The 24,630-nt window shown below is 70.2% G+C and carries 27 protein-coding genes, 2 tRNA genes and 1 pseudogene; 16 read left to right on the top strand and 14 right to left on the bottom strand.

Translation table 11 applies throughout. The features are described 5' to 3' along the window. Positions 1–4: 4 nt before the first annotated feature. A complete protein-coding gene (locus O4N75_RS01285; protein WP_269627601.1) occupies positions 5–421 on the top strand; it encodes a cupin domain-containing protein in 417 nt (138 codons plus the stop codon). Between the two features lie 43 nt (positions 422–464). Here the strand turns inward: O4N75_RS01285 and O4N75_RS01280 are convergent. Then, positions 465–540 (bottom strand) — tRNA-Ala (locus O4N75_RS01280). A 125-nt stretch (positions 541–665) separates the two neighbouring features. Between O4N75_RS01280 and O4N75_RS01275 the strand changes: the two genes are divergently transcribed. Next, positions 666–977, top strand: coding sequence for a YggT family protein (locus O4N75_RS01275; protein WP_269627600.1), 312 nt, complete (start codon positions 666–668; stop codon positions 975–977). Between the two features lie 4 nt (positions 978–981). Continuing rightward, on the top strand, positions 982–1,266 hold the full coding sequence (locus tag O4N75_RS01270) for a DUF167 family protein (protein ID WP_269627599.1): 285 nt from the start codon (positions 982–984) through the stop codon (positions 1,264–1,266). Positions 1,267–1,350: 84 nt separating this feature from the next. Here O4N75_RS01270 and O4N75_RS01265 read toward each other — a convergent pair whose 3' ends face one another. The 3 genes from O4N75_RS01265 to O4N75_RS01255 form a co-directional block, all read right to left on the bottom strand. After that, positions 1,351–3,621, bottom strand: a complete 2,271-nt coding sequence (locus O4N75_RS01265) for a methyl-accepting chemotaxis protein (RefSeq protein ID WP_269627598.1) — start codon at positions 3,619–3,621, stop codon at positions 1,351–1,353. Positions 3,622–3,708: 87 nt separating this feature from the next. After that, complete coding sequence (locus O4N75_RS01260) at positions 3,709–4,173, bottom strand: chemotaxis protein CheW (protein ID WP_269627597.1); 465 nt, start codon at positions 4,171–4,173, stop codon at positions 3,709–3,711. Beyond that, positions 4,173–6,080, bottom strand: coding sequence for a methyl-accepting chemotaxis protein (locus O4N75_RS01255; RefSeq protein WP_269629418.1), 1,908 nt, complete (start codon positions 6,078–6,080; stop codon positions 4,173–4,175). The genes O4N75_RS01260 and O4N75_RS01255 overlap by 1 nt, the downstream gene beginning before the upstream one ends. Positions 6,081–6,356: 276 nt before the next feature. Here O4N75_RS01255 and O4N75_RS01250 point away from each other — a divergent pair, with 276 nt between their 5' ends. Continuing rightward, positions 6,357–7,100 (top strand): Sir2 family NAD-dependent protein deacetylase, encoded by a 744-nt coding sequence (locus tag O4N75_RS01250; protein WP_269627596.1) that lies wholly within the window; start codon positions 6,357–6,359, stop codon positions 7,098–7,100. 13 nt (positions 7,101–7,113) lie between these two features. Here the strand turns inward: O4N75_RS01250 and O4N75_RS01245 are convergent, their stop codons facing one another. Continuing rightward, positions 7,114–7,401 carry a hypothetical protein gene (locus O4N75_RS01245; protein ID WP_269627595.1) on the bottom strand — a complete coding sequence of 96 codons (288 nt, stop codon included), beginning with the start codon at positions 7,399–7,401 and terminating at the stop codon, positions 7,114–7,116. Positions 7,402–7,704: 303 nt separating this feature from the next. On the opposite strand from O4N75_RS01245, the gene O4N75_RS01240 reads away from it, so the two are divergent. Next, entirely contained in the window at positions 7,705–8,601 is an 897-nt protein-coding gene (locus O4N75_RS01240; protein ID WP_269627594.1) for a SurA N-terminal domain-containing protein, read from the top strand. Between the two features lie 122 nt (positions 8,602–8,723). On the opposite strand, the gene O4N75_RS01235 is transcribed toward O4N75_RS01240, so the two are convergent. The 5 genes from O4N75_RS01235 to hemC all read right to left on the bottom strand — a co-directional run bounded on the left by O4N75_RS01235 (position 8,724) and on the right by hemC (position 12,962). Further along, a tRNA-Thr gene (locus O4N75_RS01235) sits at positions 8,724–8,799 on the bottom strand. A gap of 42 nt (positions 8,800–8,841) precedes the next feature. Further along, on the bottom strand, positions 8,842–10,368 hold the full coding sequence (locus tag O4N75_RS01230) for a heme biosynthesis HemY N-terminal domain-containing protein (protein WP_269627593.1): 1,527 nt from the start codon (positions 10,366–10,368) through the stop codon (positions 8,842–8,844). Continuing rightward, the gene (locus tag O4N75_RS01225) at positions 10,365–11,225 is read right to left on the bottom strand and encodes a mitofilin family membrane protein (protein WP_269627592.1); all 861 of its coding nucleotides are present in this window, start codon (positions 11,223–11,225) and stop codon (positions 10,365–10,367) included. Before O4N75_RS01225 ends, O4N75_RS01230 begins: the two co-directional genes overlap by 4 nt. Then, on the bottom strand, positions 11,222–11,929 hold the full coding sequence (locus tag O4N75_RS01220) for a uroporphyrinogen-III synthase (RefSeq protein WP_269627591.1): 708 nt from the start codon (positions 11,927–11,929) through the stop codon (positions 11,222–11,224). The genes O4N75_RS01225 and O4N75_RS01220 overlap by 4 nt, the downstream gene beginning before the upstream one ends. A gap of 64 nt (positions 11,930–11,993) precedes the next feature. Further along, entirely contained in the window at positions 11,994–12,962 is a 969-nt protein-coding gene (gene hemC / locus O4N75_RS01215) for a hydroxymethylbilane synthase (protein ID WP_269627590.1), read from the bottom strand. Positions 12,963–13,045: 83 nt separating this feature from the next. On the opposite strand from hemC, the gene tsaD reads away from it, so the two are divergent. From tsaD to O4N75_RS01195, 4 genes are read left to right on the top strand one after another with little or no spacing between them, the layout of a single operon-like run. After that, positions 13,046–14,137: a tRNA (adenosine(37)-N6)-threonylcarbamoyltransferase complex transferase subunit TsaD gene (tsaD, locus tag O4N75_RS01210; RefSeq protein ID WP_269627589.1), complete on the top strand. Its 1,092-nt coding sequence runs from the start codon at positions 13,046–13,048 to the stop codon at positions 14,135–14,137. Next, on the top strand, positions 14,134–15,123 hold the full coding sequence (locus O4N75_RS01205) for an NAD(P)H-dependent glycerol-3-phosphate dehydrogenase (protein ID WP_269627588.1): 990 nt from the start codon (positions 14,134–14,136) through the stop codon (positions 15,121–15,123). Before tsaD ends, O4N75_RS01205 begins: the two co-directional genes overlap by 4 nt. 11 nt (positions 15,124–15,134) lie before the next feature. Next, positions 15,135–15,425, top strand: a complete 291-nt coding sequence (locus O4N75_RS01200) for a YciI family protein (protein ID WP_269627587.1) — start codon at positions 15,135–15,137, stop codon at positions 15,423–15,425. Next, a complete protein-coding gene (locus tag O4N75_RS01195; RefSeq protein ID WP_269627586.1) occupies positions 15,425–15,790 on the top strand; it encodes a Rieske (2Fe-2S) protein in 366 nt (121 codons plus the stop codon). The genes O4N75_RS01200 and O4N75_RS01195 overlap by 1 nt, the downstream gene beginning before the upstream one ends. A gap of 133 nt (positions 15,791–15,923) precedes the next feature. Here the strand turns inward: O4N75_RS01195 and O4N75_RS01190 are convergent, their stop codons facing one another. From O4N75_RS01190 to O4N75_RS01180, 3 genes are all read right to left on the bottom strand, one after another. Continuing rightward, positions 15,924–16,679, bottom strand: coding sequence for a creatininase family protein (locus tag O4N75_RS01190; RefSeq protein WP_269627585.1), 756 nt, complete (start codon positions 16,677–16,679; stop codon positions 15,924–15,926). 96 nt (positions 16,680–16,775) lie between these two features. After that, positions 16,776–17,012 (bottom strand): helix-turn-helix transcriptional regulator, encoded by a 237-nt coding sequence (locus tag O4N75_RS01185; protein WP_269627584.1) that lies wholly within the window; start codon positions 17,010–17,012, stop codon positions 16,776–16,778. A 99-nt stretch (positions 17,013–17,111) separates the two neighbouring features. Beyond that, on the bottom strand, positions 17,112–17,645 hold the full coding sequence (locus tag O4N75_RS01180) for a DUF2975 domain-containing protein (RefSeq protein ID WP_267234305.1): 534 nt from the start codon (positions 17,643–17,645) through the stop codon (positions 17,112–17,114). Between the two features lie 331 nt (positions 17,646–17,976). Between O4N75_RS01180 and rdgB the strand changes: the two genes are divergently transcribed. From rdgB to O4N75_RS01145, 7 genes and pseudogenes are all read left to right on the top strand, one after another. After that, on the top strand, positions 17,977–18,576 hold the full coding sequence (rdgB, locus tag O4N75_RS01175; protein WP_269627583.1) for an RdgB/HAM1 family non-canonical purine NTP pyrophosphatase: 600 nt from the start codon (positions 17,977–17,979) through the stop codon (positions 18,574–18,576). Continuing rightward, a complete protein-coding gene (gene hemW / locus O4N75_RS01170; RefSeq protein WP_269627582.1) occupies positions 18,573–19,718 on the top strand; it encodes a radical SAM family heme chaperone HemW in 1,146 nt (381 codons plus the stop codon). The genes rdgB and hemW overlap by 4 nt, the downstream gene beginning before the upstream one ends. Positions 19,719–19,743: 25 nt before the next feature. Further along, positions 19,744–20,610 (top strand): 16S rRNA (cytidine(1402)-2'-O)-methyltransferase, encoded by an 867-nt coding sequence (gene rsmI / locus O4N75_RS01165; protein ID WP_269627581.1) that lies wholly within the window; start codon positions 19,744–19,746, stop codon positions 20,608–20,610. After that, positions 20,607–20,981: a YraN family protein gene (locus O4N75_RS01160; protein WP_269627580.1), complete on the top strand. Its 375-nt coding sequence runs from the start codon at positions 20,607–20,609 to the stop codon at positions 20,979–20,981. The genes rsmI and O4N75_RS01160 overlap by 4 nt, the downstream gene beginning before the upstream one ends. 11 nt (positions 20,982–20,992) lie before the next feature. Then, the gene (locus tag O4N75_RS01155; RefSeq protein ID WP_269627579.1) at positions 20,993–21,808 is read left to right on the top strand and encodes a transglutaminase family protein; all 816 of its coding nucleotides are present in this window, start codon (positions 20,993–20,995) and stop codon (positions 21,806–21,808) included. Positions 21,809–22,030: 222 nt separating this feature from the next. Next, positions 22,031–22,978 carry a glutathione synthase gene (gshB, locus tag O4N75_RS01150; RefSeq protein ID WP_269627578.1) on the top strand — a complete coding sequence of 316 codons (948 nt, stop codon included), beginning with the start codon at positions 22,031–22,033 and terminating at the stop codon, positions 22,976–22,978. 132 nt (positions 22,979–23,110) lie between these two features. After that, positions 23,111–23,965: pseudogene (locus tag O4N75_RS01145) on the top strand (ATP-binding protein); the annotation flags it as partial. A 430-nt stretch (positions 23,966–24,395) separates the two neighbouring features. Here the strand turns inward: O4N75_RS01145 and O4N75_RS01140 are convergent. Further along, complete coding sequence (locus O4N75_RS01140; protein ID WP_269627577.1) at positions 24,396–24,548, bottom strand: hypothetical protein; 153 nt, start codon at positions 24,546–24,548, stop codon at positions 24,396–24,398. Positions 24,549–24,630: the final 82 nt, after the last annotated feature.

Genomic DNA, 24,630 nt, shown 5'->3' with positions numbered 1-24,630 from the left:
CGCCATGAAGGGCTTTGTCGACGACATCGAGGAGCTGACGGAAAGCAATAAGGACTTCCGCCGTGTGCTCTACACTGGCAAGCACCTGCAGCTGGTGCTGATGTCGCTGAAGCCCGGCGAGGAGATCGGCGAGGAGGTGCACGACACCCACGACCAGTTCTTCCGCATCGAGAAGGGCAAGGGCGAGGTCTGGATCGACGGGGCGAAGACCAAGGTGAAGGCCGACTTCGCGATCATCGTCCCGGCCGGCGCCCGCCACAACGTGATCAACACCGGCGACAAGGCCCTGCGGCTCTATACCCTCTACGGTCCGCCCGAGCACCGCGACGGCATCGTCCGCGCCACCAAGGCCGAAGCCGACGCCAGCGAGGAGCACTTCGACGGCGTCCTGACCGAAGACGGCCCGGGCACGAAGATCTGATTGTCCGGAAAATTCCTGAGGTTCGACCAATTCCGCGAGGAATTGGTGGAGCCGAGGGGAGTCGAACCCCTGACCTCCTCATTGCGAACGAGGCGCTCTACCAACTGAGCTACGGCCCCAGGAGGCGCGGACTTAGGAGGCGAAGGCGGGGTCTGTCAAGCGGCTGATCGCCGATGCGGCGTCGCGACTTGCCAGCGCCGCCGCGCCAGTCGATACAGGAGGCCCTTTCCACTCGGATTTTCTGATGGCCCCGCTGGTCGGATTTGTCTTCTTCATCATCGACGCGCTGCTCGGATTGCTGGTGTTCGCGCTGATCGCCAGCGCCATCCTGTCCTGGCTCGTCGCCTTCGACGTGATCAATCTGCGCAACCAGTTCGTCTACAACGTCGCCCGCTTCCTCGACGCGGTGACGCGACCGGTGCTGGCCCCGTTCCAGAAGATCATTCCGTCGCTCGGCGGCGTCGACATCAGCCCGGTGATCGCGATCCTGGTGATCTCGGGCATCCAGCGCTACCTGCTGCCGGCCGCGGCCGGCGCACTGATGGGCCTCGGCTAGACCGGTGCGCCTGGCCGTGCGGCTGACGCCCAAGGGTGGTCGCGACGGCGTGGACGGCTGGGCCCTCGATCCGGAGGGCCGCCCCTATCTGAAGATCAGGGTCAGCGCCCCGCCCAGCGAGGGCGCGGCCAATGCGGCGCTGGTCGCCCTGTTGGCCAAGACCCTGAAGCGGCCCAAGTCATCGGTGCGCATCGTCGCCGGCGAGACCGCACGCCTGAAGATGATCGAGATCGACGGCCTGGACGAGCCGGCGGCGCACGCCGCGCTTGGCCCGCCGCCGAGCGCCTAGCCAGGCACGCAAACGGCGCTCCAGCCGTGGCCGAAGCGCCGCCAGAACCCCGGCCTTCGCCGGGGTGAGCGATAAGGGGCGAGCCTAAAACTCCTCCCAGCCCTCTTCCTCGGCCGCCGGCAGGCTGCGGCCGCCGCCGACCGCGACGCGCTTGACCGGAGCCGCGCGCGGCGCGGGCGCGGGCGCACGAGTCGACGCCGCGGCGGCGCCCTGCTCGTCGGTCTTGAACTGGCCGATCAGGCGGGCCAGCTCGACCGCCTCGCCGGCCAGCGAGTGGCTGGCGGCGGTCGATTCCTCGACCATGGCGGCGTTCTGCTGGGTCACTTGGTCCATCTGGTTGACGGCGGTGTTGACCTGCTGCAGGCCGACCGCCTGCTCCTGGGCGCTAGCCGCGATCTCGGTGACGATGCCGTTGATCTCGGCCACCTGGCTGACGATCAGCTGCAGCGCCTTGCCGGTGTCGGCCACCAGACTGACGCCCTGGCCGACCTGGGCGCTCGAGGCGTTGATCAGGGTCTTGATCTCCTTGGCCGCCTCGGCCGAACGCTGGGCCAGGGCCCGGACCTCGGAGGCGACGACCGCGAAGCCCTTGCCGGCGTCGCCGGCGCGGGCGGCTTCGACCCCCGCGTTCAGGGCCAGCAGGTTGGTCTGGAAGGCGATCTCGTCGATCACGCCGATGATCTGACCGATCTGCTTGGAGCTGTCTTCGATCTGGCCCATCGCCGCGGTCGCCCGCTGCACGACGTCGGCGCTTTCGGCGGCGTTCGAGCGGGCGGTGGCGACCACGCCCTGGGCGTGGTTGGCGCCCTCGGCGGTCTTGCGGACCGTGGCCGTGATCTGGTCCAGCGCCGCGGCGGTTTCTTCCAGGCTGGCCGCCTGCTGCTCGGTGCGGCGCGACAGATCGTCGGCCGCCTTGCTGATCTCGTCGGCGCCCGAGCGCATGGACGAGGTCGCCCCGACCACGACACCCATGGTGTTCTGCAGCTGGCTCATGGCGACGTTGAAGTCGTGCTTCAGCGCCTCGTATTCCGGAGACACCTGGGCCTCGACCCGGGCGGTCAGGTCGCCGTGCGCCAGGCGCTCGAGCGCCTTGGCCAGGGCGGTGACCACGACGGCCTGCTGTTCAGCCACCGCGGCGCGCTCGGCCTCCGACCGGCGCCGCTCGGCCTCGGCCTGGGCGTTGGCCGCTTCCTGGCCGGCCCGCAGGGCGCGGTTCTCGGCCAGGCCATGGCGGAAGCCTTCGAGGGCGCGGGCGATCTCGCCCACCTCGTCATGCTTGTCGGCGCCGCCCACCGGCTTCTCGTAGCGCCCGGCGGAAAGTTCGCCCACCGCGGCGGTGATGCCGGCCAGCGGCTGACGCACCAGCTTGCCGACCGCGATGAACAGCGCGCCGAGCACCAGGCCCAGGATCACCACACCGCCGACCGCCAGCCAAATCGCCAGTTGGCGGGCCGGGCCGGTGATGTGCTTGGTCGGCACGTCCATGACCACCGCCCAGGTCGAGTTCAGGCCCGGCAGCGGGGCCGGCGTGACCAGACGCTCGACCTTGCCGGCCGGCTGGTCCAGGCCGCTGAGCAGCACGGACTGGCCGCTCGACATCGCGCCCTTGAGTTCGGCCGCGCCGGTGTCGGCGTAGGGCTTCATGCGCAGCTTGGCGTCGGGGTGCGAGACCCAATTGGCGGCCGGCGAGACCAGCATGACCCGGCCGTCGCCGAACGGGCGCAGAGCGTCGAGCTGCTTGGAGACGTCGTCCAGCGCCAGGTCGATGCCGGCCACGCCGATCAGCTGGCCGTTCGACATCACCGGGAAGGTGACCGAGGTCATCGAGATGGTCTTGCCGCCCACCTCGTAGGGATAGGGCTCGACGATCGCCGCCTTCTGGCTCTTGAAGCTGGTCTGGTAGAAAGGCTGGTCGTAGTCGCTGCCGGTGTCCAGCGGCTCCAGGCTCAGCGAGCCGTTGTTGTTCACCCAGTAGGGCGTGAATTGACCGAGCTTGTTGGAGCCGGAGTCCACCTGGCCCATATGGGCCTCGTCCTGGCCGTCCAGCGCGTTGGGGATCTCCATGAACCAGGCGCCGAGGATCATCGGCGAGGCCGAAGCCGCCGGCTTGATCATCTCGCTCAGCACCTTGCGGTCGCGCACGCCGGCGGCGTGGGCGGCGCCCAGGGTCTGGGCCATCGAGCGGCCCAGACCCTGGATCTCGCCGATGTCGCTGGCCACCTCGGCGGCGGCCTTGCCGGCCAGGGCCTGCGCGTTGTCATTGGACAGGTCGCGGACGATGCCGCTGGCGTTGGCGGCCACCAGGGCCGCGGCCAGCAGCAGCAGCGCGCCGATGGCGCAGCCAGCCGCAAGCATGAGTTTCCATGCGATGGATAGACGAGCCAGCACTTTAAAATACCCCCGACGACTGACTGAACTGCACTGGTCCCTGGCGGACCGGCTTTAGGCTGCGGCCGCGATGTCCGGCGGCAGGATGTGGTCAAGCGACAACAGCGAGACGATCCCGGTGTCGGTGGTCATCACGCCGCTGACATAGGCGGTCGATTCCGGACTGCCGACTTCCGGCGGCGGCTGGATCAGCCCCTCGGTCACGGTCAGGATGTCGGACACCGCATCGACCACCAGGCCCATCTGGGCCTCGCCGATCTGCGCCACCACCACCACCGACGAGGCGCTGGGATTGGCCGGGCCAAGGCCCAGCCGCGCGCCGAGGTCGATGACCGGCAGGATCGCGCCGCGCAGGTTCATCATCCCCAACACGTGCGACGGAGCGTGCGGCAGCGGCGTGGCCGCCGACCAACCGCGGATTTCGCGCACAGCCATGATGTCGATCGCATAAGCCTGCTCGCCGATGCGGACCGAGATCAACTCGGCGCCCGGCGAAGGGATGCGCGTTTGGGCTTCCATCAGAATTCCTCCCAAGTGTCGGTTTCTCCGACCGGCTCGAGCTTCGCCGCGGTGGCGGCGCCGGAGCTGAGTCCCCGCGTCGCGACAGGCTTGCTGATGCGCGGCGCAGAGGTTTTGCTGACGATCGGGCGGCCTTGGTCCTGGCCGATCGAGAACTGGCCCATGAGACGGGCGAGCTCGACGGCTTCATTGGCGAGCGCATGGCTGGCGGCTGTGGACTCTTCGACCATGGCCGCATTCTGCTGCGTAACCTGATCCATCTGATTAACGGCGGTGTTGACCTGCTGCAGGCCGACCGCCTGCTCCTGGGCGCTGGCCGCGATCTCGGATACCGAGGCGTTGATCTCGGCCACTTGGGAGGCGATGCGCTGCAGCGCCTTGCCGGTCTCGGCCACCAGGTCGACGCCCTGGCCGACCTGGGCGCTGGAGGCGTTGATCAGGGTCTTGATCTCCTTGGCCGCCTCGGCCGAGCGCTGGGCCAGGGCCCGGACCTCGGAGGCGACGACCGCGAAGCCTTTGCCGGCGTCGCCGGCGCGGGCCGCTTCGACCCCTGCGTTCAGGGCCAGCAGGTTGGTCTGGAAGGCGATCTCGTCGATCACGCCGATGATCTGGCCGATCTGCTTGGAGCTGTCCTCGATCTCGCCCATCGCCGCGGTCGCCCGCTGCACGATGTTGGCGCTGCGCTCGGCATCGGTGCGGGCGGTCTCGACCACTTCGCGGGCGTGGTTGGCGCCCTCGGCGGTCTTGCGGACCGTGGCGGTGATCTGGTCCAGCGCCGCGGCGGTCTCTTCCAGGCTGGCGGCCTGCTGTTCGGTGCGGCGCGACAGGTCGTCGGCGGCCTGGCTAATCTCGCCGGCGCCCGAGCGCATGCTCGTGGTGTTGCCGCTGATCACCTTCATGGTGTTCTGCAAGGTCGCGACGGCGGCGTTGAAGTCGGTCTTCAACTGCTCGGCCTTCGGCGCGAAGGCGGCGGTGATGCGATAGGTCAGGTCGCCATGGGCCAACTTGCCCAGTGCTTCGGCCAGCGAGCCGATGGCGATCGCGTCCTGCTCGGCCTCGCGGGCCTTCTCCTCTTCGCGGGCCTGGCGCTCGAGCTCGGCGGCGGCGCGCTGTTCGGCGACCTCGGCCTCGACCCGCATTTTCTGAATCGCGGCCTCCTTGAAGGCCAGCACGGCGTTAGCCATCTGGCCGATCTCGTCCTTGCGGCCGACCGCCGGCACCTCGACGGTGTTATCGCCGCCGGCCAGCCGGTCCATCGTCCGCGTCATGGCGCTGACCGGGGTGGCGATGGCCCGCGACAGCAGCCAGGCCATGGCCGCAGCGGCGAGGATCGCGATCAGGCTGCCGCCGACAAGGGTCATGCGCGCCTGGGAAATCGCGTCCTGCTGCTGGCGCCAGCGCTCGGCGACAAGCTTGCGTTGGGCGGTGAGGATTTCGCCCTGGACTTCACGCACCTTCAGCAGGCGCACTTCGTCGATCATCGCCAACGCCTGGAACTCCGTAGCCGGGTCCCGCGCCAGGGCGATGATCTCGTCGTTCCTGGTGCGCCATGCCGCGAGTTCGGCTTTCAGGCGCGTCGCGCGCTCCTTCTGCTCGGGCCGCGTCGTGCGGCCGGCGAAAGCTTCCAGGCTCTTGTCGGCGGTCGCGCCGTCAGTTTCGTAGTTCTTCAGGAAGTCAGCGTTGCGCGTCGCCGCGAAACCGCGCGCCGCGTTCTGTTGTTCGACCGCGTGATTGAGCACTGCGGTCACGTCCTGGATGTTGAGATTGCTCACATTGTTCTGCTCGGCCGCCTTCACGGTGGCGCTGAGGCTCATGAACACGGCCGCGGAGGCCAAGGTGAAAACTGAAAGGATCACGGCGAACGCCATGATCAACTTCGCGGAAATACGCGCGTTACTGAAATTCACTGTGAGCCACCAAACAGTACAGATCAGATCATTGAAGCACTCACAGGCTTCTGGATTATTAATCGTGATTAATGATGGCCTGACAGATTGTCGCAGGCAAAGTCTAGATGGGCCACATACGCGACACATTAATGTCGATTATATCGACGATCGACGGTAATACTTGGCGCCAACGCCAGGTAATACCTTTGAAAATCCCAGCCATACCGGCGTGGCGTTGCGGGCCGCGACGCGCTACCCCTCTTTCTGACGCCGAGGGCGGCAAGGAGGAGACATATGGCCGGACGCGCGCAGCTGGCGGAGGCGATCGCGAAGGCGCGCCGCATCGTGGTGTTTACCGGGGCCGGCATCTCCACCGAGTCCGGCGTGCCCGATTTCCGCAGCCCTGGCGGGGTGTGGAGCAAGATGAAGCCGATCTACTTCCAGGAGTTCGTCGGCGACGAGGCCCGCCGCCGCGAGGCCTGGACGCGCGTGTTCTCCGGCGCCGCCAAGTGGACCGGCGCGCGCCCCAACGACGGCCATACCGCCGTCGCCAAGCTGGTCGCCGACGGTAGGGCCAGCGCGGTCATCACCCAGAACGTCGACAACCTGCACCAGGAGTCCGGAGTGCCGGACGACAAGGTCATCGAGCTGCACGGCAATGCGCACTATGCGCGCTGCCTGGCCTGCGGCCTGCGTCACGAGTTCGAAGATTTTCGCGAAAGCTTCACCCAGCGCGGCGAAATCCCGGTCTGTCGCGCCTGCGGCGGCCTGGTGAAATCGGCGACCATCTCGTTCGGCCAGTCGATGCCGCCGGAGCCGATGGACCGAGCGGAGGCCCAGACTCTCGGCTGCGACCTCTTCCTGGTGCTCGGCTCGTCTCTGGTGGTTTATCCGGCCGCCGGCTTCCCGCTGATGGCCAAGCGCAACGGCGCGACCCTGGCGATCGTCAACCGTGAGCCCACCGACCAGGACGCGGTGGCCGACATCGTGCTGCACGACGAGATCGGACCGGTGATGTCGCAGGTGGTCGGCGGCTGACCCGCCCAGGACGCTAGGCGCGCTTGGTCGGGCGCGCCCGCAGGCGGGTCGGCGGCGGGTCGGCGCGGAAATCGGCGACCGTGCCGAGCTTGGCGTTGCACGACGGGCAGCGGATCACGACCTCGTCGGTCAGGTGATCTTCGATCGACAGCCCCGCGCCGCAGGGCTTGCACTTCCAGTCGTACTGCGGCGGAGGCGGCGGGGCTGGCGGCGGCGCAGGGCGCTTCGGCCCCTCGGGCACGACGACCTTCGGAGGATTCTTCAGGGACAGAATCGGGCGGCGCTTGGGTTCGTCGCTCATCGGTTGGGACTGGGGACCTCGTCGGCGGACCCGCCGCGGCGCTGGCCGCGCGGTGCGGCTGGCGTTTTCCCGTGTCCGGCCTTGAGTTGCAACACCAATCGGCACGAAAACCACCCTGACGCGCGCGCCGCCGCCGGCGCGCTTCGTCGCAGCCCGGTCACGGCTCGCCGAAGATCGCTGTTCGTGACAGCTTAAGATGTTTCAGGGTTAAACAGAGCAACGGCCAGCCAAGGTTGACCGGCGCCCGCCAACGTGGTGCGCCGCTATCGGCGAGGCCTGTACGGCTTACTCGGGGAGAAACCGATGAAATTGAACTGGACTCATGGCGCAGCGCTGCTCGCCTGCGTGGCCATGAGCGGCTGCGGCATGATCGGCGGCGGCTCCAAGGCCCCCAAGGGTCAGGTCGTCGCCACGGTGAACGGCGAGGAGATTACGGTCACCGAACTCAACCGCGAGCTCGGCGGCGCGTCCGCGGCGGACGCGACCCAGCGCAAGGCGATGGAACAGGCCGCGCTGCAGTCGATCATCACCCGCAAGCTGCTGGCCCAGACCGCCAAGGAACAGAAGCTCGACAAGACCCCGGCCTTCGCCCAGCAGGAAATGCAGGCCAAGGAATCGATGCTGGTCGGCGCCATGCAGCGCAAGGTCGCCTCGACCGTGGTCAACCCCTCGCGCGCCGAGGCCGAGAAGTTCGTCGCCGAGCATCCGCACATGTTCGCCGACCGCCGCGTGATGGTCGTCGACCAGATCGTGGTCGGCAAGTTCAGCCCCGAACTGATGAAGCAGTTCGAACCGCTGACCACGCTTGAGCAGGTCGAGGCCGTGCTCGGCCGCGAGAACCTCGACTTCCAGCGCACCACCACCGTGCTCGACACGCTGAACGCGCCGGAGGGCCTGACCCAGACCCTGATGAAGCTGCCGGCCGGCGAGATCTTCATCTTCCCGCGCGGCAACGCCGTGTTCGTCAACCAGATCCGCGAGAGCCGCACCCTGCCGTTCACCGGCGAGCGGGCGATCAACTACGCCACCGCCGGCCTGAAGCAGATGCGCACCCAGGAGGCCGTCAACCGCCAGATTGAAGCGATCCGCAAAGGCGCGCAGGACAAGATCACCTACAACGACAAGTACAAGCCCGACCCGGCCAAGCCGGCCGCCAAGCCGGCGGCTCCGGCCGCCCCGGCCCCGGCCCCGAACACCTAAGGGACCGACCCCGGCTCACCGAACGAAGGGCGCGGCTCCAGCCGCGCCCTTTTTCGTGGACCATGCACAGGTCGCGCACAGCCTGGCCGCCAACCGGTGTCGTGACGTCGATGTCAGGGAGATGGTGCCGCTTACAGGACTCGAACCTGTGACCCCCTCATTACGAATGAGGTGCTCTACCAGCTGAGCTAAAGCGGCCTGGTACGCGCTCGCCGGCCGATTTGGCCTGCGAGGGAGCGCCTACTTAGCGACTCTCGGCGCGCTCGCCAAGCGCCGCCTTCCAGATGGCCGTCGATCACCGCCGCGCGGGGCCGGCGGCGGCGGCGGCTCGTCGTCCTCATAGACACCGTCGGCGATGTCGTAGGGGGTCGACGCCGCCTCGTGCCCGGCCAGCAAAACTGCTGAATCGGCATAGGAAATCGGCAATTCAGGCAGCTCGCCCAGGGTCCGCTCGCGCCGCTCGTGGCGCGGATGGATCAGCTCGCCGCTCTCGGCGAAGCTGACCACCAACCGGGCCCAGTCGGCCGGCTGGTAGGCGAAGGCGCGGCCCTCGGGGTCGAGATCGGACCAGTCCGGCTCCTGCGGCGCGCCGAGCCCGCGGGCCATCCAGACCCGCGCCTCGTCCGGCTGGCCGGCGGCGAAGGCGGCGCGCGCAAACAGCCCGGCGATGCGGGCGGTGACGGGTTCGGAGGCCAGCTCCCGGGCCGCCTCTTGGGCCCGCTCGGGGTCGCCGGCGATCAGCGCCTGTTCGACCAGCAGGATGCGGCTCTCGCGCTCGCCCGGGTTCAGCGCGGCCAGCCGCCACAGCCGCTCGCCGCGCTGGCGCGGGGTCTCGTCGGTCTTCAGGTCGCGATAGGCCAACCACAGCGCCGGATGCGGCGCGGCCTTCCAGGCGTTCTCCAGCGCCTGCGCCGCGCGGCCGGCCTTGCCGTCGCCGCTTAGCAGGCGCGCGGCCATCACCACCCCGGGCGCGAAGCCCGGCTGCAGCTTGGCGGCTTCGACCGCGCGCTCCAGCGCCTGGGCGCGGCGCTTGGGATCGGCGTCGGCTTCGAGCTGGGCGGCCGAGGCGGCGAGCAGCGCGGCCCGCGCCCGGTCGGCGACCAGCGGCGAGATGATCTTGCGCTCCAACGCGCCCTTGGCCAGCTCGCGTGCGCCGTCCCAGTCGCTGGCCTCCAGCCGCGCCTCGAGCACCGCACGCCAGGCCCAGCGGGCGGTGCGCGGCTCGCCATAGGCGGCCTCGGCGTGGGTCGTGGCGGCGGCCCGGTCGCCCTGGGCCAGCGCCAGCTGCATCAGCCCCTTGCGCCCGGCCAGCCGCATGTCAGGCAGGCTGAGCATGGCGGTGTAGGCGGCCTGGGCGGCGACCGCGTCGCCGGCGGCCTCGGCCGCCTGGGCCGCCAGCACCCGCACCAGGCCCGGCGCCTCGTCGGCGAGGTCGGCGGCTTTCGCGGCCAGCCGCCGCGCCTCCAGCCCGTCGCCGGCCGCGACCGCCACGAAGCCGCGGGTCAGCACCTCGTTGGCCTGCCGCCGCTTGGCCTCGGCGCGCGTCCGCTCGGCCCGGCGCGGCGCCTCGGCCGCCCAGACCAGCAGCCGCCAGGCCAGCATCGCCGACAGCGCGACCAAGAGGGTGATCAGCACGAAGGCCGCGGCGGTCATGTCCGCCCGCCAGCCCAGCCAGACGACGCTGGCGTGGCCCGGCTCGCCGGTGATCGCCAGCATGGCGGTCGCGAGGGCGGCGACCAGGAACAGGATGACCGCCGTGCGGATCATCCGCCGCTCCGCGCCAGCTGCGACAGCTCCTGCAGCGCCTGGGCGCGGATCCGGACGATCTCGCGGTCGATCTTGGCGCGGCGCTCGGCCCGGTCGCGCCATGGGCCCAGCGCATCGCGGGCGTCGGCCGGCAGCGCCTCCAGGGTCGCCAGGGCCCCGACAATGTCGCCGTCGTCGATCTGCCGCTCGGCCCGCGCCAGGATCGCGTCGGGACCATCGCCCGGCACCTCGCCGACCCGGCGCAGCGCCACCACCCGGCTCAGCGCATGGCCGACCCGGGCCAGCACCCCGGCGCCGTCGCCCGGCGCGCGAGCGGCCGAAGCGGCGCGCGCGGCGTAGTCGGGGAAGCTGGCGGCCAGGGCCGCGCGGCTGGGCGCCCCGCGCTCGGCGTCAGCCTGCAGCGCGCGCAGGTCCAGCGACGGGGCCAGGTCGGCCACCGCCTTGACCTCCGGCGCGAACGGCCGCGAGCCCTGCGCCGCCTGCATCAGCGCGCTGGCCGCCAGCGCCGAGGCCGAGGCGGTGGCCAGCCGTCCACGGTCGGCCTCAAGCGCATCGAGACGGCTGACGGTCGCAGTGTCGTGGCTCGGGGCGATCGCGGCGATCGGATCGCTGGGCGGCGGCGCCTCGTCGACCGGCGATGCCGGCGCAGGCGCGGCCAGCGGCGCGATCTCGGCGACCGTGCCGGCGCGCGGCTTGTCAGGATAGAGCTCGGGCAGGGTCGGACCGAACCGCGCCAGGCTGTAGCCGCCGGCTACGCAGGCGATCCCGAACAGGACGAGGGCGCCGACCCCAAGGCCGGTGCGGCGGCGCGAGCCGTAGGAGCCAGGATCGCGCGGGGCGGACAGCTGGTCGCTCATGTTGAACGGTCTATCAGATTCAGCAGCGCCGCTTCGAGCGGAAAGGGCGCGGAGGTCAGGCCCGCGAGCGGGACGCCGGCCAACGGCGCCAGCACCGCCTTGGACAGCCCCAGCACCTTGAGCCGCGGCTGCGGATGGACCGCCAGCACGGCGGCCAGTGCCCGAGCGCCCTTGGCCGAATGCACGAGCGCGACATCCACCTCGCCGAGCCCTGCGACCTGGTCCGGCTCCAGCACCGCCGGGGCGGTGTCGTAGAGGGTCAGGGCGCGGACCTCGACCCCGGCCCGGGCCAGCGCCCCGGCCAGATCCCCGGCCAGCTCGGCCGCGCCCGGATGCAGCACCGCCCCGCCGATCTCGTTCCGTCGCGCAGCGATCCCCTCGGCCAGGGCGGCCACGTCGCCGTCCGCCGACAGCACCCGTCGGAAACCGACCTCGCGCGCGGCCTGGGCGGTGGCGGCCCCGACCGCGAACACCTGCAGCGAGCGGTCCGCGCAGGCCTGGGCGAAGGCGCGCAGCCCGTTGGCGCTGGTGAAGGCCAGGGCCTTGACGCCCTCCAGGTCGATCTGCGGGTCCTCGACCATCCGCACGGCCAGCAGCGGGGCGACGAACGGCGCGTGGCCCAGCGCGCGCACCCGCGCGGCCGTGGCCTCGGCCCCCGGCTGCGCGCGGGTGATCCAGATCTTCAGGGGACGCTGACTGCTCATGGCTCAGCTGCAACCCTGGAGAGGCGCCGCGCCTGAATCAATCCGCTGCATTGCAAAAAGGCGGCTATTCCGGCGGGAGAATCAAATCGCCGCCCTCGGCCTTCACCGCCGCTCCCAGTGACAGGCCCAGCGCCCGCGCCGCCTCCTGCGGGTCGGGCGAGGCCGACAGTTCGGCCGAGCCCTCGTGACGGAATTTGTGCGCCCCGTCGGCCGACAGCGCCTCGACGATCAGGTGCAGCGAGCCGCCCGACAGCCGCGCATAGGCGCCGATCGCGGTCTTGCATGATCCTTCCAGCGCCGTCAGGGCGCCGCGCTCGGCCGACACCGCGACCGCGGTCGGGGCGTGACGGATGGCCTCCAGCCACGGCTTGCCGATGTCGCTGAGCCGGGTCTCGATGGCCAGCGCGCCCTGCCCGGGGGCCGGCGGATAGGCGACCGGGTCGAGCAGGCTCTGCGGCAGATGGCCGAGCCCCAGGCGGTTGAGCCCGGACATGGCCAGCAGGATGGCGTCGGCTTCGCCGGCGGCTAGCTTGTCCAGGCGCGTGCCGACATTGCCGCGCAGCATCCGCACGTCGAGGTCGGGCCGGCGATTCAGCGCCTGGGCCTGGCGGCGCAGCGAGGCGGTGCCGAGGATCGCGCCCTGCGGCAAGTCCTCCAGCTTCTCGACCTTGTGGCTCAGGAAGGCGTCGCGCGGATCCTCGCGCTCGGGGATCGCGGCGATGCACAATCCCTCCGGCAGCAGCGCCGGCATATCCTTCATCGAGTGCACCGCGCAGTCGATGGCGCCGGTCAGCAGCGCCTCCTCGATCTCCTTGGTGAACATGCCCTTGCCGCCGATCTCCAGCAGCCGGCGGTCCTGGACCCGGTCGCCGGTGGTGGTGATCGCCACGATCTGGACGACCGCCTCCACCTCGGCGGGGTTGGTCGGGTCGGCGCCGAGGGCGGCGGCGATACGGCGCTGGACGATGCCGGTCTGGGCCAGCGAAAGCTTGGAGCCGCGGGCTCCGATCCGGACGAGCGGTTGCGTGGGCACGACGCGCAGTCTACCTCGGCGTTTCAAAGGAAGCCCCGGCCTATAGGACCGGACCGAATGCCGCAACCGGCGGGAGCCCTTAGTTGACAGAGCCGCTGACCGTCCTGGGCCTCGAAACCAGCTGCGACGAGACCGCCGCGTCGGTCGTGCGGCTGGGCGGCGACGGCCAGGTCCAGGTGCTGTCCTCGGTGATCGGCGCTCAATTCGCCCTGCACGCCCCCTATGGCGGCGTGGTCCCCGAAATCGCCGCCCGCTCGCACGTCGAGACCATCGACGCCGTCGCCGCCGAGGCGATGAAGACCGCCGGCCTCGGCTACGGCGACCTTACCGGCGTCGCGGCCACCGCCGGCCCCGGCCTCGTCGGCGGGGTGATGGTCGGACTGTCGTTCGGCAAGGCGGTGGCCCTGGCCCGCGGCCTGCCGCTGGTCGCGGTCAATCATCTGGAAGGCCACGCGGTCTCGGCCCGGCTGGCCGCCGACATCCCCTATCCCTTCCTACTGCTGCTGGTCTCCGGCGGCCACTGCCAACTGCTCAGCGTCGAGGGCGTCGGGGCCTGCAAGCGGCTCGGCTCGACCATAGACGACGCGGCCGGCGAGGCCTTCGACAAGATCGCCAAGTCCATGGGCCTGCCCTATCCGGGCGGCCCGGCGCTGGAGAAACTCGCCGAGGGCGGAGATCCTGCGGCCTACGAGCTGCCGCGCGCCCTGCTGGGCCGCAAGGGCTTCGACTTCTCGTTCTCGGGCCTGAAGACCGCCGCCGCCCGCTTCGCCGCCACGGTCGAGACCGACGCCCAACGCCGCGACCTGGCCGCCGCCGTCCAGGCGGCTATCGCCCGCCAGCTCTCCGAGCGCACCGAACGGGCCATGATCGCCTACGCCGCCGAGCGCTCGGGCCAGCCGCTGCGCTTCGTCGTCGCCGGCGGGGTCGCCGCCAACAAGGCCGTGCGGACCGCCCTGCAGCAGATCGCCGAACGGCACGGCTTCAGCTTCGACGCGCCGCCGCTGGCCTACTGCACCGACAATGCGGCGATGATCGCCCTGGCCGGGGCCGAGCGCCTGGCGCTCGGCATATCCGACCCGCTGGACGCCCCGGCCCGGCCGCGCTGGCCGCTGGATCCGGAGGCGGCCGCCGCCAATCCCACCCACGCTTTCGGCCGCAAGGGAGCCAAGGCATGAAGACCGCAGGCGTCATCGGCGGCGGAGCCTGGGGCACCGCGCTCGCCCTGGTCTGCGCGCGCGCCGGCCTTTCCACCACGCTCTGGGCCCGCGAGCCAGAGGTGGTCGGCGCGATCAACGAGAGCCGCGAGAACAAGACCTTCCTGCCCGGCGTGGTCTTCGACGCCCCGGTGCGGGCGACCGGCGACCTCGCCGAGCTGCGCGCCGCCGACTTCGTGCTCAACGTCACCCCGGCCCAGCACTTCCGCGCCAGCCTGAAGGCCTTCCGGCCCCACGCCCGCGCCGGCGTGCCGATGGTGCTGTGCTCCAAGGGCGTCGAGCAGGGCACCCTGAAGCTGATGACCGAGGTGCTGGACGAGGGCCTGCCCCAGGCGCTCCCGGCCGTGCTCTCGGGTCCCAGCTTCGCCGCCGACGTCGCCCGTGGCCTGCCGACCGCCGTCACCCTGGCCTGCCCCGACGACGAGATCGGCTTCCAGATCGCCGCCGCGCTCAGCCTGCCGACCTTCCGGCCGTACCTGGCCACCGACATGATCGGGGCCGAGATCGGCGGGGCGGTGAAGAACGTGCTGGCCATCGCCTGCGGCATTTCCGAGGGCAAGGGCCTGGGCCGCAGCGCCCATGCCGCCCTGATCACCCGCGGCTTCGCCGAGATGACCCGCATGGCCGTGGCGCTGGGCGCGGAGGCCGAGACCGTCGCCGGCCTCTGCGGCCTCGGCGACCTGGTGCTGACCTGCTCCTCGCCGCAATCGCGCAACATGAGCGTCGGCCTGGCGCTCGGCGGCGGCCAGACCCTGGAGCAGGCGCTGGCCGGCAAGGTCTCGGTGGCCGAGGGCGTCGCCTCAGCGCCGGCCGTCGTCGCCCTGGCCCGCAAGCTGGAGGTCGAGGCCCCGATCTGCGAAGCCGTCGCCGCCATCCTGGCCGGCCAGGCCCAGGTCGACGAGGCCATCGCCGGCCTGCTGTCGCGCCCGATCAGATCCGAACGCTAAAAGGAACGCCCGTGAGCATCTTCGCCATCCACTGCCTCGACAAGCCGGCCTCGCTGGAGCTGCGGCTCGCCAACCGCGAGGCGCACCTGGCCTATGCCGGAGGCTTCAAAGCGCACATCAAGCTGGGCGGCCCGCTGCTGGGCGAGGACGGCGGCATGATCGGCTCGATGCTGATCATGGAGTTCGACGACATCGAGCAGGCCCGCGCCTTCTCGGCGAACGACCCCTACGCTAAGGCCGGCCTTTTCCAGCGCGTCGAGATCACCGCCTTCAAGCCGAGCCTCGGCGGCTTCGCGAGCTGATGCGCGACGGCCCCGACAATCCGGCCCGGCCGGGTCCCGGCGTCGCGCTCTGCGCGCTCGCCGACCTGGCCGATCCCGGTTCGAAGGGCTTCCGCTTCCGCGAGGACGGCAAGATGTTCGCCGGCTTCGTGGTCCTGGTCGGCGGGCAGATCCGCGGCTATGTCGACAGCTGCCCGCACGCCGGCTGGCCGCTGGCCGCCTGGGACGACCGCTACCTGACCCGCGAGGGCGACCTGATCCTCTGCGGCGGCCACGCGGCCCTGTTCCGCCCGCTCGACGGCCTCTGCGTCGTCGGCCCCTGCGCCGACCAGAAGCTCACCCCCTGGCCGGTCCAGGTCGTGGACGGCCAGATCCTCACCGCCTGACCAAAATGAATCGTCTTCCCAGGCCTTGTCCCTAGGCCCCCTCTATCGGCGGCGCTGAGGTTCAGGAACGCGCCAAGCCTCAACGCGGCCAGAAAACTCCTCTCCCCTCAGGGGAGAGGAAAATCCGGAGCCCCTACCCCCGCGCCGGGAACGACTCGGCGGCGAAGGCGGCGACGTCGTCGACCAGGTTCTGCGCGGCCAGCGTCACCAGCTCGCCGCCCTTTTCCGGGGTCGCCAGCGCCGGGTCCGAGCCCATGCGGCCGTCGGGATAGCGGGCGCGGAAGTCGAGCGCCTCGCGGATCGGCCCGGTCGGGGCGATCTGCGGCGAATAGTCCGCGGTCTTGATGGCGTCCGGATAGGCCCACTGGGTCACCGCGATCTCCGACGGGGTGGCATGGCTGCCGTGCCCGACCGGGAATTGTCGGTTGGCCAGCGCGTTGACACCCTTCAGCTCCCACCAGTTCTTGAGCTTGCAGGCGAAGCCGCGCTCGACCTTGCCGAAGCTGGCCTCGGCGTAGAGCTCGGAGAACGCCGCCTCGATGGTGGCGACGTTGCCGCCATGGCCGTTCAGGAAATAGATCTTCTCGAAGCCGTGGCCGGCCAGCGAGCGGCACCAGTCGCCGATCGCGGCGATGAAGGTGGTCGGGCGCAGCGAGATCGTGCCGGGGAAGCCCAGGTGGTGCTGCGCCATGCCGATGTTGAAAGTCGGGGCGATCAGCAGGTCCGAGCTCTTCTGCGCCTCGTGGGCGATGATCTCCGGGCACAGCCAGTCGGTGCCGAGCAGGCCGGTCGGCCCGTGCTGCTCGTTCGAGCCGATCGGCACGACCACCGTCTTGGAGCGTAGCAGATAGGCTTCGATCTCTTGCCAGGTCGACAGGTGCAGCAGCATGCGGAAATTCCTACTTGGTCGTGCGAAAGTGCACACTAGCCCCCGAACGGGGCTTTGATCCAATCGGCGCGCGCCGGTGCGACGGCGTTGCGCAGGCTATTCGAAATCGTCGTCGCCCGCGTCGTCAGGACCTGGCTCGTAGATCAGCAGGTCGCCGGGCTGGCAGTCCAGCTCGCGGCACAGGGCCGAAAGGGTCGAGAACCGCACCGCCCGCGCCTTGCCGGTCTTCAGGATCGAGAGGTTGGCGATGGTCACGCCCACGCGGTCGGCCAGTTCGGTCAGCGACATCCGCCGCTGCAGCAAAACTCGGTCGAGGTTGACGCGGATCGGCATCAGAGCGCTCCCAGGCGAAGTGGGAACCGGTTCGCCGTCTGGGAGCGCGACCCGAGAGAACTGACCATGCGTGAGACGTTCGAAAGATCGGGCATGGGTTCAGATCGTCAGCTCGGCTTCGCGGCGCAGGCGCGCGCCCTCACGGAACACCTCGGCCAGCACGAACACGACCAGCACCGAGAACCAGGCGGTCGGGCTGAACTCCGGCTGCGAGATCGCCGCGTCGGGCAGCGCCCAGGCGCCCAGGCCGTAGATCACATAGCGGCCGATTTCCAGGCCCGCCAGCACCAGGCCGATGACCCGCAGACGGCGGACGTTCTCGGGATGAAAGGGATCGCCGGCGGTCAGGGTGGCGAAGATCCGGCGCAGCCGCTCGACGATCACCAGCACGCCGCCGAGATAGAGGCCGGCAGCGGCCAGGCCGCCGAGCAGCACCGGGCCGCCGGCGTCGATCTCGGTGCCGCCGCCGGTCCGAATCGACATGTTCTTGATCAGCTCGGGATTGAAGCTGAAGAGGACGGCGGCCAGCATCATCAGGCCGACAGCGCCGATGCCGATCCACAGGGCGAAGAACACCACGTCGAGGATGATCTTCAGAAAGCTCGATACCGAGCCGGGCCCCAGGGCGCGCATCGCCGTTCTCCGTCCTCTCGCAGCCAGGCGAGCTTAGGCGAAAGCTCCGCCCGTCACCAAGGCGGCGATCGGCAGGGCGGCCATCAGCACCGCGGCGATCATCAGGGCGCGGTCGAACATCGTGGACACAAACATGGAGACAGTTCCTTTTCTTCTTATGTTGCGCCGCAGCACATGGCGCTGCAAAGCTTGGCTTTCAATAGCCAATCGTCGTTTTTCGATCAAACGAAACATCGAAAAACGATATTAAACTTTTGCAATGCAGCATGATCGCCCCTGGACTATGGTCCGCCGCCCTTCGTTCCGCCCCCTCGTTTCCAGGTAGAAGCCCATGGCCCTGAAGCTCGAACCCGGCGCCAAGCTGGTGGTCGCCACCCACAATCCGGGCAAGGCCCGCGAGTTGGCCGCGATCCTCGACAACCGCTTCGAATTGGTCACCGCCGGCGAACTCGGCCTCGGCGAACCCGACGAGACCGAAGCGACCTTCGAGGGCAACGCCCTCTTGAAGGCGCGCGCCGCGGCCAAGGCCAGCGGCCTGATCGCCCTGGCCGACGACAGCGGCCTGTCGGTCGCTGCGCTGGACGGCGCGCCCGGCATCTATTCGGCCCGCTGGGGCGGCCCGGAGAAGGACTTCGCAGGGGCCATGAAGAAGGTCGAGCAACGGCTGGAAGAGGTCGGCGCCGAGGACTTCTCGGCCTGGTTCACCTGCGCCCTCGCCGTCGCCTGGCCGGACGGGCCGGCGGTGGTGGTCGAGGGCCGGGTCGACGGGACGCTGGTGTTCCCCGGCCGCGGCGACCGCGGCCACGGCTACGACCCGATCTTCGTCGCCGACGGCCACCAGATCACCTTCGGCGAGATGGACCCGGTCGCCAAGGACCAAATCAGCCACCGCGCCATGGCCTTCGCCAAGCTGAAGGCCGCGCTGCTTTGACCGCCGAACTGGGCCTCTACATCCACTGGCCCTACTGCGCGAAGATCTGCCCCTACTGCGACTTCAACGTCTATCGCGACCGCGGCCGGGGCGAGGAGCAGGCGGCCCTGGTCCGCGCCATCGCCGACGACCTCGCCGCCCAGCGCGCCCTGACCGGGCCGCGCGAGCTGGTCTCGATCTTCTTCGGCGGCGGCACCCCCTCGCTGATGGATCCGGCCTGGGCCGGCGAGCTGATCGCGCTCGCCCGCCGCCTCTGGACCCCGGCCGGCGCGGTCGAGGTGACGCTCGAAGCCAACCCCACCGACGCCGAGGCCGGCCGCTTCGCCGCCTTCGCCGACGCCGGGGTCAACCGCCTGTCGCTCGGCCTGCAGGCGCTGGACGACGAGAGCCTCGCCCTGCTCGGCCGCAATCACGACGCCGCCGAGGCCCGCCGCGCAGCCCAGGTCGCCGCCGCCAGCTTTCCGCGGCTGTCGGTCGACATGATCTACGCCCGCCCCGGCCAGACGCCGGCCGCCTGGCAGGCTGAGCTGCGCGCCGCCATCGACCTCGGGGCTGAGCACGTCTCGCCCTATCAGCTGACCATCGAGGCCGGCACCGCCTTCGACCGCGCCGTGCGCCGCGGGACCTTGGTCCCGCCGGGCGAGGAGACCGCCGCCCAACTCTACGAGACCACCCAGGCGGTGCTCGAAGCCGCCGGTTTCGAAGCCTATGAGGTTTCCAACCACGCCCGCGGCGCCGCCGCCCGCTCGCGCCACAACCTCGTCTACTGGACCGGCCAGGACTATGTTGGCGCCGGCCCCGGCGCGCATGGCCGGCTGACCCTGGACGGCGCCCGCACCGCCACCTTCGCCCACGCCAAGCCGGCCGACTACATCGCCGCGCGCGAGACTGGCGGGGCGACCTTCGCCACCCGCGAGACCCTGAGCGCCGTCGAAGCCGCCGAGGAACGCCTGCTGGCCGGCCTGCGCATCGCGCCGGGCGTCGGCTTCGACGAGGTCGCCGCCCTCGGTCTTACCCCCGACCATCCGAAGGTGACCGACCTGATCGCCGCCGGCCTGATTGCGCCCGACCGGGCCCGCCTGCGCGCCACGCGAGAGGGCCGCCTGCTGCTCGACCACGTCACCTCCAGGCTTGCGACCTGAGCGATAACCGGCGAAGCCTTGCCCCATGTCGCGTCACCCGCCCCCACCGCCCCTCTCTGAAGCCCCGCTCGATCCCGGCCTCTACGTTGTGGCGACGCCGATCGGGAACCTGCGCGACATCACCCTGCGCGCGCTCGATGTGCTTTTCGGCTGCGACCTGGTGCTGGCCGAGGACACCCGCGTCGCCGCCAAGCTGCTCTCCGCCTACGGCCTGTCAAAGAAGGTCGAACGCTATGACGAGCACTCGGCCGACCGCAGCGGCCCCAAGGCCCTGGCCCTGCTCGCCGAGGGCGGCCGCATCGCCCAGATTTCCGACGCCGGCACGCCGCTGGTCTCCGATCCCGGCTTCCGGCTGGTGCGCGAGGCGGTGGCCCAGGGCTCGGCCGTCTATCCGATCCCCGGCGCCTCGGCCCTGCTGGCCGGGCTGTCGGTCGCCGGCCTGCCCACCGACCGCTTCCTGTTCGCCGGCTTCCCGCCGCCCAAGAGCGCCGCACGCAGGGCGTTCTTCGAGGAGCTAGCCGGCATCCGCGCCACCCTGGTGTTCTTCGAGGGCGGCTCGCGCCTGGCCTCCAGCCTCGCCGACATGGCCGCGGTGTTCGGTCCGCGCGAGGCGGCCGTCGGCCGCGAGCTGACCAAGCTATACGAGACCGTCACCCGCGCCCCGTTGGATGAGCTGGCCGCCGATCCCAAGATGGACTTTCCCAAGGGCGAGCTGGTGATCCTGGTCGGCCCCGGCCGCGAGGCGGCGGCCACCGCCGCCGACGCCGACACCGCCCTGGCCGACGCCCTCACCCGCCTGAAACCCGCCGACGCCGCGGCCGAGGTCGCCAAGGCGCTGGGCCTGCCGCGCCGCGATCTCTACCGCCGGGCCATGGAGCTCAAGCAGAAGTGAACGTCGTCCGACAGGCGCGCGGGGCGGCGGCCCGGACCGCCGGACGCCGAGCCGAGGTCTGGGCGGCGCTCTGGCTGATGGCCAAGGGCTATCGCATTCTCGGCTTCCGGCTGCGCACGCCGCAGGGGGAAATCGACCTGCTGGCGCAGCGCGGCCGGGTGCTGGCGGTGGTCGAGGTCAAGCAGCGCGCCTCCCTCCAGGCCGCGCTCGAAGCGGTCTCCGACGTCCAGCGCGAGCGGCTGCGGCGGGCGGGGCGCGCAATCGCCGCACGTCGGCCGAGCTTGCAAAATATCGCCGTTCGGCTCGATTTGATCGCCCTGGCGCCCGGACGGCTTCCGGTTCACGCCCCTGATGCCTGGAAGGGCGCATAATTCCGAGCGCGATGACCCAAGAGGACGCCGAAAATCTGCTGCGCGAAGCCGGCCAGGCCGCGGACGAGAGCTTCCCGCTCTTCGACGCCGCGGTCGCCTGCGCCGTGCACGAGGACCCGGCCCGCGATCCGCGGGCGGCGCTCGACCTCGCAGGTCTCGGCGTCGAGCGGCTCTCGGCGCGGCTGCGCAATGAAAGCCCCGAGGAGGCCCTGGCCGAGACCCTGGCCGGCGACCTCGGCCTGACCGGCGATCTCCTGACCTACGACCATCCCGACAACGCCTGCGTGGTGGCGGTCGCCGAACGCCGCCGCGGCCTGCCGGTGGCGCTGGGCGTGTTCTACCTGCACGTGGCGCGCAAGTGTGGGCTGTCGGTCCAGGGCGTCGATTTCCCCGGCCACTTCCTGCTGCGCATCGAGACGCTCGAGGGGCCCCTGGCCCTCGACCCGTTCAGCGAAGGCCGCGTGGTGCTGCCCTCCGAGCTCACCCGCCGCGCCCTGCACGCCGGCCTGACCCCCAACGTCGCCGACCGGCTCGACCGGCTGATGGCCCCGGCCAGCGACCGGGCGGTGCTGATCCGGCTGCAGAACAATGTCTTCGCCCGCGCCGCCGCCGCCGGCGACTTCGGCCGCGCCGAACGCGCCGCCCTGCGCCGGGCCCTGCTCGACCCGCTCGACCACCGGCCCTGGCTCGACGTCGCCGCCGCCCGCGAGGGCCAGGGCGCGCTGGCCGGCGCCCTCCAGGCCCTGGCCCACGCCAGCACCCTCGACGGCGGCGCGGCGCTGGCCGCCCGCGCCCAGCGCGAACGCGTCCGCCTGCGGCTGAACTGACCCCACGTGTCATCCCGGAAGCCGCAGAGCGGCTGTCCGGCACCCATGAAAACCGGATGGATCAGGATGCGGCGCGGCCTCGCCATGCCTTGAAGCGCAGGCGCGAATGGGTCCCGGTCTTCGGCCGCGCCGATACCGGGATGACAGCAACAGTACGCTGCGCGCTGGCGCTCTGCGCCCTCCCGGCCTATCTCAGACACCTTCGCCGTTCAGGAGCCCGCCATGTCGTTGAAGGTCGCCGTCCAGATGGACCCGCTCGAGGCCATCAAGATCGAAGGCGATTCCACCTTCCTGATGATGCTGACGGCCCAGGTCCGCGGTCACTCGATGTTCGTCTACACACCCGACCGGCTGGTGCTGGAAGAGGGCAAGGTGCTGGCCCGCGGCCGTGCGGTCACCGTCCAGGACGTCAAGGGCGACCACGCCAGGTTCGGCGACTGGGAGCTGGTCGACCTCTCCGAGTTCGACGTCGTCCTGCTGCGCCAGGACCCGCCGTTCGACATGGCCTACATCACCTCGACCCACTTCCTCGACGTGATCCACCCGAAGACCCTGGTGGTGAACAACCCGACCGAGGTGCGCAACGCGCCGGAAAAGCTGTTCGTCACCGGCTTCCCCGGCGTGCAGCCGCCGACCGTGATCACCTCGGACGTCGAGGCGATCTATGACTTCCGCGCCCGCCACGGCGACATCGTGCTCAAGCCGCTCTACGGCGGCGGCGGCTCGGGGGTGGCGCGGCTGCTGGCCGACGATCCCAACCTCGACGCCATGCTCGACCTGCACCGGATGATCGGCCGCGAGCCGGTGATCGCCCAGAAGTTCATCCCCGCGGTCAGTAAGGGCGACAAGCGCATCCTGCTGGTCGACGGCGCGCCGGTCGGGGCGATCAATCGCGTGCCCGACGCCGGCCAGATCCGCTCCAACCTCGCGGTCGGCGGCCGCGCCGAGGCGGTCGAGCTCACCGCCCGCGACCGCGAGCTCTGCGAGATCATCGGCCCCGAGCTGAAGCGCCGCGGCCTGATGTTCGTCGGCATCGACGTGATCGGCGACTATCTGACCGAGATCAACGTCACCTCGCCGACCGGCGCGCGGGCGCTGGAGCGGTTCACCGGCGTCAATGCGGCGGCGATTCTCTGGGACGCTATTGAAGCCGCACGCACAACGGCTTAGGTTGCAACTCCAAGAGACACGCATAAGTCGCGGAATCGTCTCACCTTCCTGAAAAGTTCGACTTTTGTTCTTGATCCGGCCCGCGCGGCGTGCTGGGCTTGTGGATAAGTTGAGCCATTTCTAGGGGTTGGCATGGCTTCCCGCGTCGTCACTGTAGCCTTTCAGGGCGTCGAGGCCCGCCGCGTCGACGTCGAGGTCCAGCTGACCACCGGCGAGGTGAAGTTCATGCTGGTGGGCCTCGGCGACAAGGCCGTCGCCGAGAGCCGCGAGCGGGTCCGCGCCGCCTTCGCCGGCCTCGGCCTGGCCATGCCCAGCCGCCGGATCATCGTCAATCTCGCCCCCGCCGACCTGCCCAAGGAAGGCAGCCACTACGACCTGCCGATCGCTTTGGCGGTGATGGCCTCGATGGGTGTGCTGCCGCCCGACGCCCTGGCCGAGTGGGCGGCGATCGGCGAGCTGTCGCTCGACGGCCGCATCGTCGCGGTCGCCGGCGCCCTGCCGGCGGCGGTGGCGGCCGGCGGGTTCGGGCTCGGCCTGATCTGTCCGGAAGCCTCGGGGCCAGAGGCGGCCTGGGCGGGTGAAACCCGCGTGCTGGCCGCGCCTTCGCTGGTCGCGGTCGTCAACCACTTCCGTGGGACCCAGGTGCTCGCCCCGCCCAGGCCCGGCGCCATGCTCGACGGCGAGCGGGTCCCAGACCTGCGCGACGTCAAGGGCCAGGAGAACGCCAAGCGGGCCCTGGAGGTCGCCGCCGCCGGCGGTCACAACCTGCTGTTCTGCGGCCCGCCCGGCTCGGGCAAATCGATGATGGCCGCGCGGCTGCCCGGCCTCTTGCCGCCGCTGTCGCCGGCCGAGCTGCTGGAGACCTCGATGGTCCATTCGGTGGCCGGACTGATCGCCAAGGGCGAGTTGACCCGCGCCCGTCCCTTCCGCACCCCGCACCACTCGGCCAGCATGGCCGCCCTGACCGGCGGCGGTGTGAAAGGGAAGAAGAAGATGTCTCTCGGAAGAAGTGAGCGTCCCTGACAGGAGATGTGCAACGGGAAGAGACGATGCGCCGCTCGAACAGTGCATGCGTCTACAGGAACAGTGTATGAGCCCGAGCAGGATGGAGGACAGGCCGATCGTCTTAGGCTCAGCCCCCAAGCTGCTCGCCTCGACCCAGGGCCAAGCTCGAATGCAAGCAACGATCTATCCGCTCTCGTTCAAGAAGGGCGACCTAGCCCTCGTTCCTCAGAACGAGGTCCAACTCTTCCTGGTATCGGGACAGGCGGCCAATGACGTCCAAATTCTTCAGCGCCTCCTGATCTTGGCGCTAAACGCCCTTGATCAAGACGGGCTCTCAAACCTACCAGCCTTTGCACAGGCGATGTTCCTGGTGCGGTCTCTCGCAACGCGGATAGGCGCTGCATGGGAGAGCCTAGAACGCTACCCCATAGGACTGATCCCAGAGCGCCTGCAGCTGGATTTGCTCACTTACCTTGAAGTTCTTCTTCGCCAGGTCGCCGACGTGGAGGACGTGGACCTGGGTCTCATCCTTCTTCGGCGGCTTGGCGTCTTCGGCCTTCGTCATCGCTATGCTCTCCATGCGACCTATCACCATGATAGTCCAAAGCGGATATATCACCATGATAGGCGGAGCGCAATAGAGCTAT

It is taken from the genome of Phenylobacterium sp. NIBR 498073 (genome assembly GCF_027286305.1).
Lineage (GTDB): Bacteria > Pseudomonadota > Alphaproteobacteria > Caulobacterales > Caulobacteraceae > Phenylobacterium.
This window is presented reverse-complemented; position numbering and strand designations above follow the sequence as displayed.

Excerpts from the sequence above, each read along its gene's own strand:
- O4N75_RS01190 (WP_269627585.1), bottom strand. The coding sequence starts at position 16,679 with ATGCTGCTGCACCTGTCGACCTGGCAAGAGATCGAAGCCTATCTGCTA.
- gshB (WP_269627578.1), top strand. The coding sequence starts at position 22,031 with ATGTCGTTGAAGGTCGCCGTCCAGATGGACCCGCTCGAGGCCATCAAG.
- O4N75_RS01205 (WP_269627588.1), top strand. The coding sequence starts at position 14,134 with ATGAAGACCGCAGGCGTCATCGGCGGCGGAGCCTGGGGCACCGCGCTC.
- O4N75_RS01230 (WP_269627593.1), bottom strand. The coding sequence starts at position 10,368 with ATGATCCGCACGGCGGTCATCCTGTTCCTGGTCGCCGCCCTCGCGACC.
- O4N75_RS01240 (WP_269627594.1), top strand. The coding sequence starts at position 7,705 with ATGAAATTGAACTGGACTCATGGCGCAGCGCTGCTCGCCTGCGTGGCC.
- O4N75_RS01195 (WP_269627586.1), top strand. The coding sequence starts at position 15,425 with ATGCGCGACGGCCCCGACAATCCGGCCCGGCCGGGTCCCGGCGTCGCG.
- O4N75_RS01275 (WP_269627600.1), top strand. The coding sequence starts at position 666 with ATGGCCCCGCTGGTCGGATTTGTCTTCTTCATCATCGACGCGCTGCTC.
- O4N75_RS01185 (WP_269627584.1), bottom strand. The coding sequence starts at position 17,012 with ATGCCGATCCGCGTCAACCTCGACCGAGTTTTGCTGCAGCGGCGGATG.
- rdgB (WP_269627583.1), top strand. The coding sequence starts at position 17,977 with ATGGCCCTGAAGCTCGAACCCGGCGCCAAGCTGGTGGTCGCCACCCAC.
- O4N75_RS01250 (WP_269627596.1), top strand. The coding sequence starts at position 6,357 with ATGGCCGGACGCGCGCAGCTGGCGGAGGCGATCGCGAAGGCGCGCCGC.
- O4N75_RS01265 (WP_269627598.1), bottom strand. The coding sequence starts at position 3,621 with ATGCTTGCGGCTGGCTGCGCCATCGGCGCGCTGCTGCTGCTGGCCGCG.
- O4N75_RS01220 (WP_269627591.1), bottom strand. The coding sequence starts at position 11,929 with ATGAGCAGTCAGCGTCCCCTGAAGATCTGGATCACCCGCGCGCAGCCG.
- O4N75_RS01225 (WP_269627592.1), bottom strand. The coding sequence starts at position 11,225 with ATGAGCGACCAGCTGTCCGCCCCGCGCGATCCTGGCTCCTACGGCTCG.
- rsmI (WP_269627581.1), top strand. The coding sequence starts at position 19,744 with ATGTCGCGTCACCCGCCCCCACCGCCCCTCTCTGAAGCCCCGCTCGAT.
- O4N75_RS01180 (WP_267234305.1), bottom strand. The coding sequence starts at position 17,645 with ATGCGCGCCCTGGGGCCCGGCTCGGTATCGAGCTTTCTGAAGATCATC.
- O4N75_RS01285 (WP_269627601.1), top strand. The coding sequence starts at position 5 with ATGAAGGGCTTTGTCGACGACATCGAGGAGCTGACGGAAAGCAATAAG.
- O4N75_RS01155 (WP_269627579.1), top strand. The coding sequence starts at position 20,993 with ATGACCCAAGAGGACGCCGAAAATCTGCTGCGCGAAGCCGGCCAGGCC.
- O4N75_RS01140 (WP_269627577.1), bottom strand. The coding sequence starts at position 24,548 with ATGACGAAGGCCGAAGACGCCAAGCCGCCGAAGAAGGATGAGACCCAG.
- O4N75_RS01245 (WP_269627595.1), bottom strand. The coding sequence starts at position 7,401 with ATGAGCGACGAACCCAAGCGCCGCCCGATTCTGTCCCTGAAGAATCCT.
- O4N75_RS01260 (WP_269627597.1), bottom strand. The coding sequence starts at position 4,173 with ATGGAAGCCCAAACGCGCATCCCTTCGCCGGGCGCCGAGTTGATCTCG.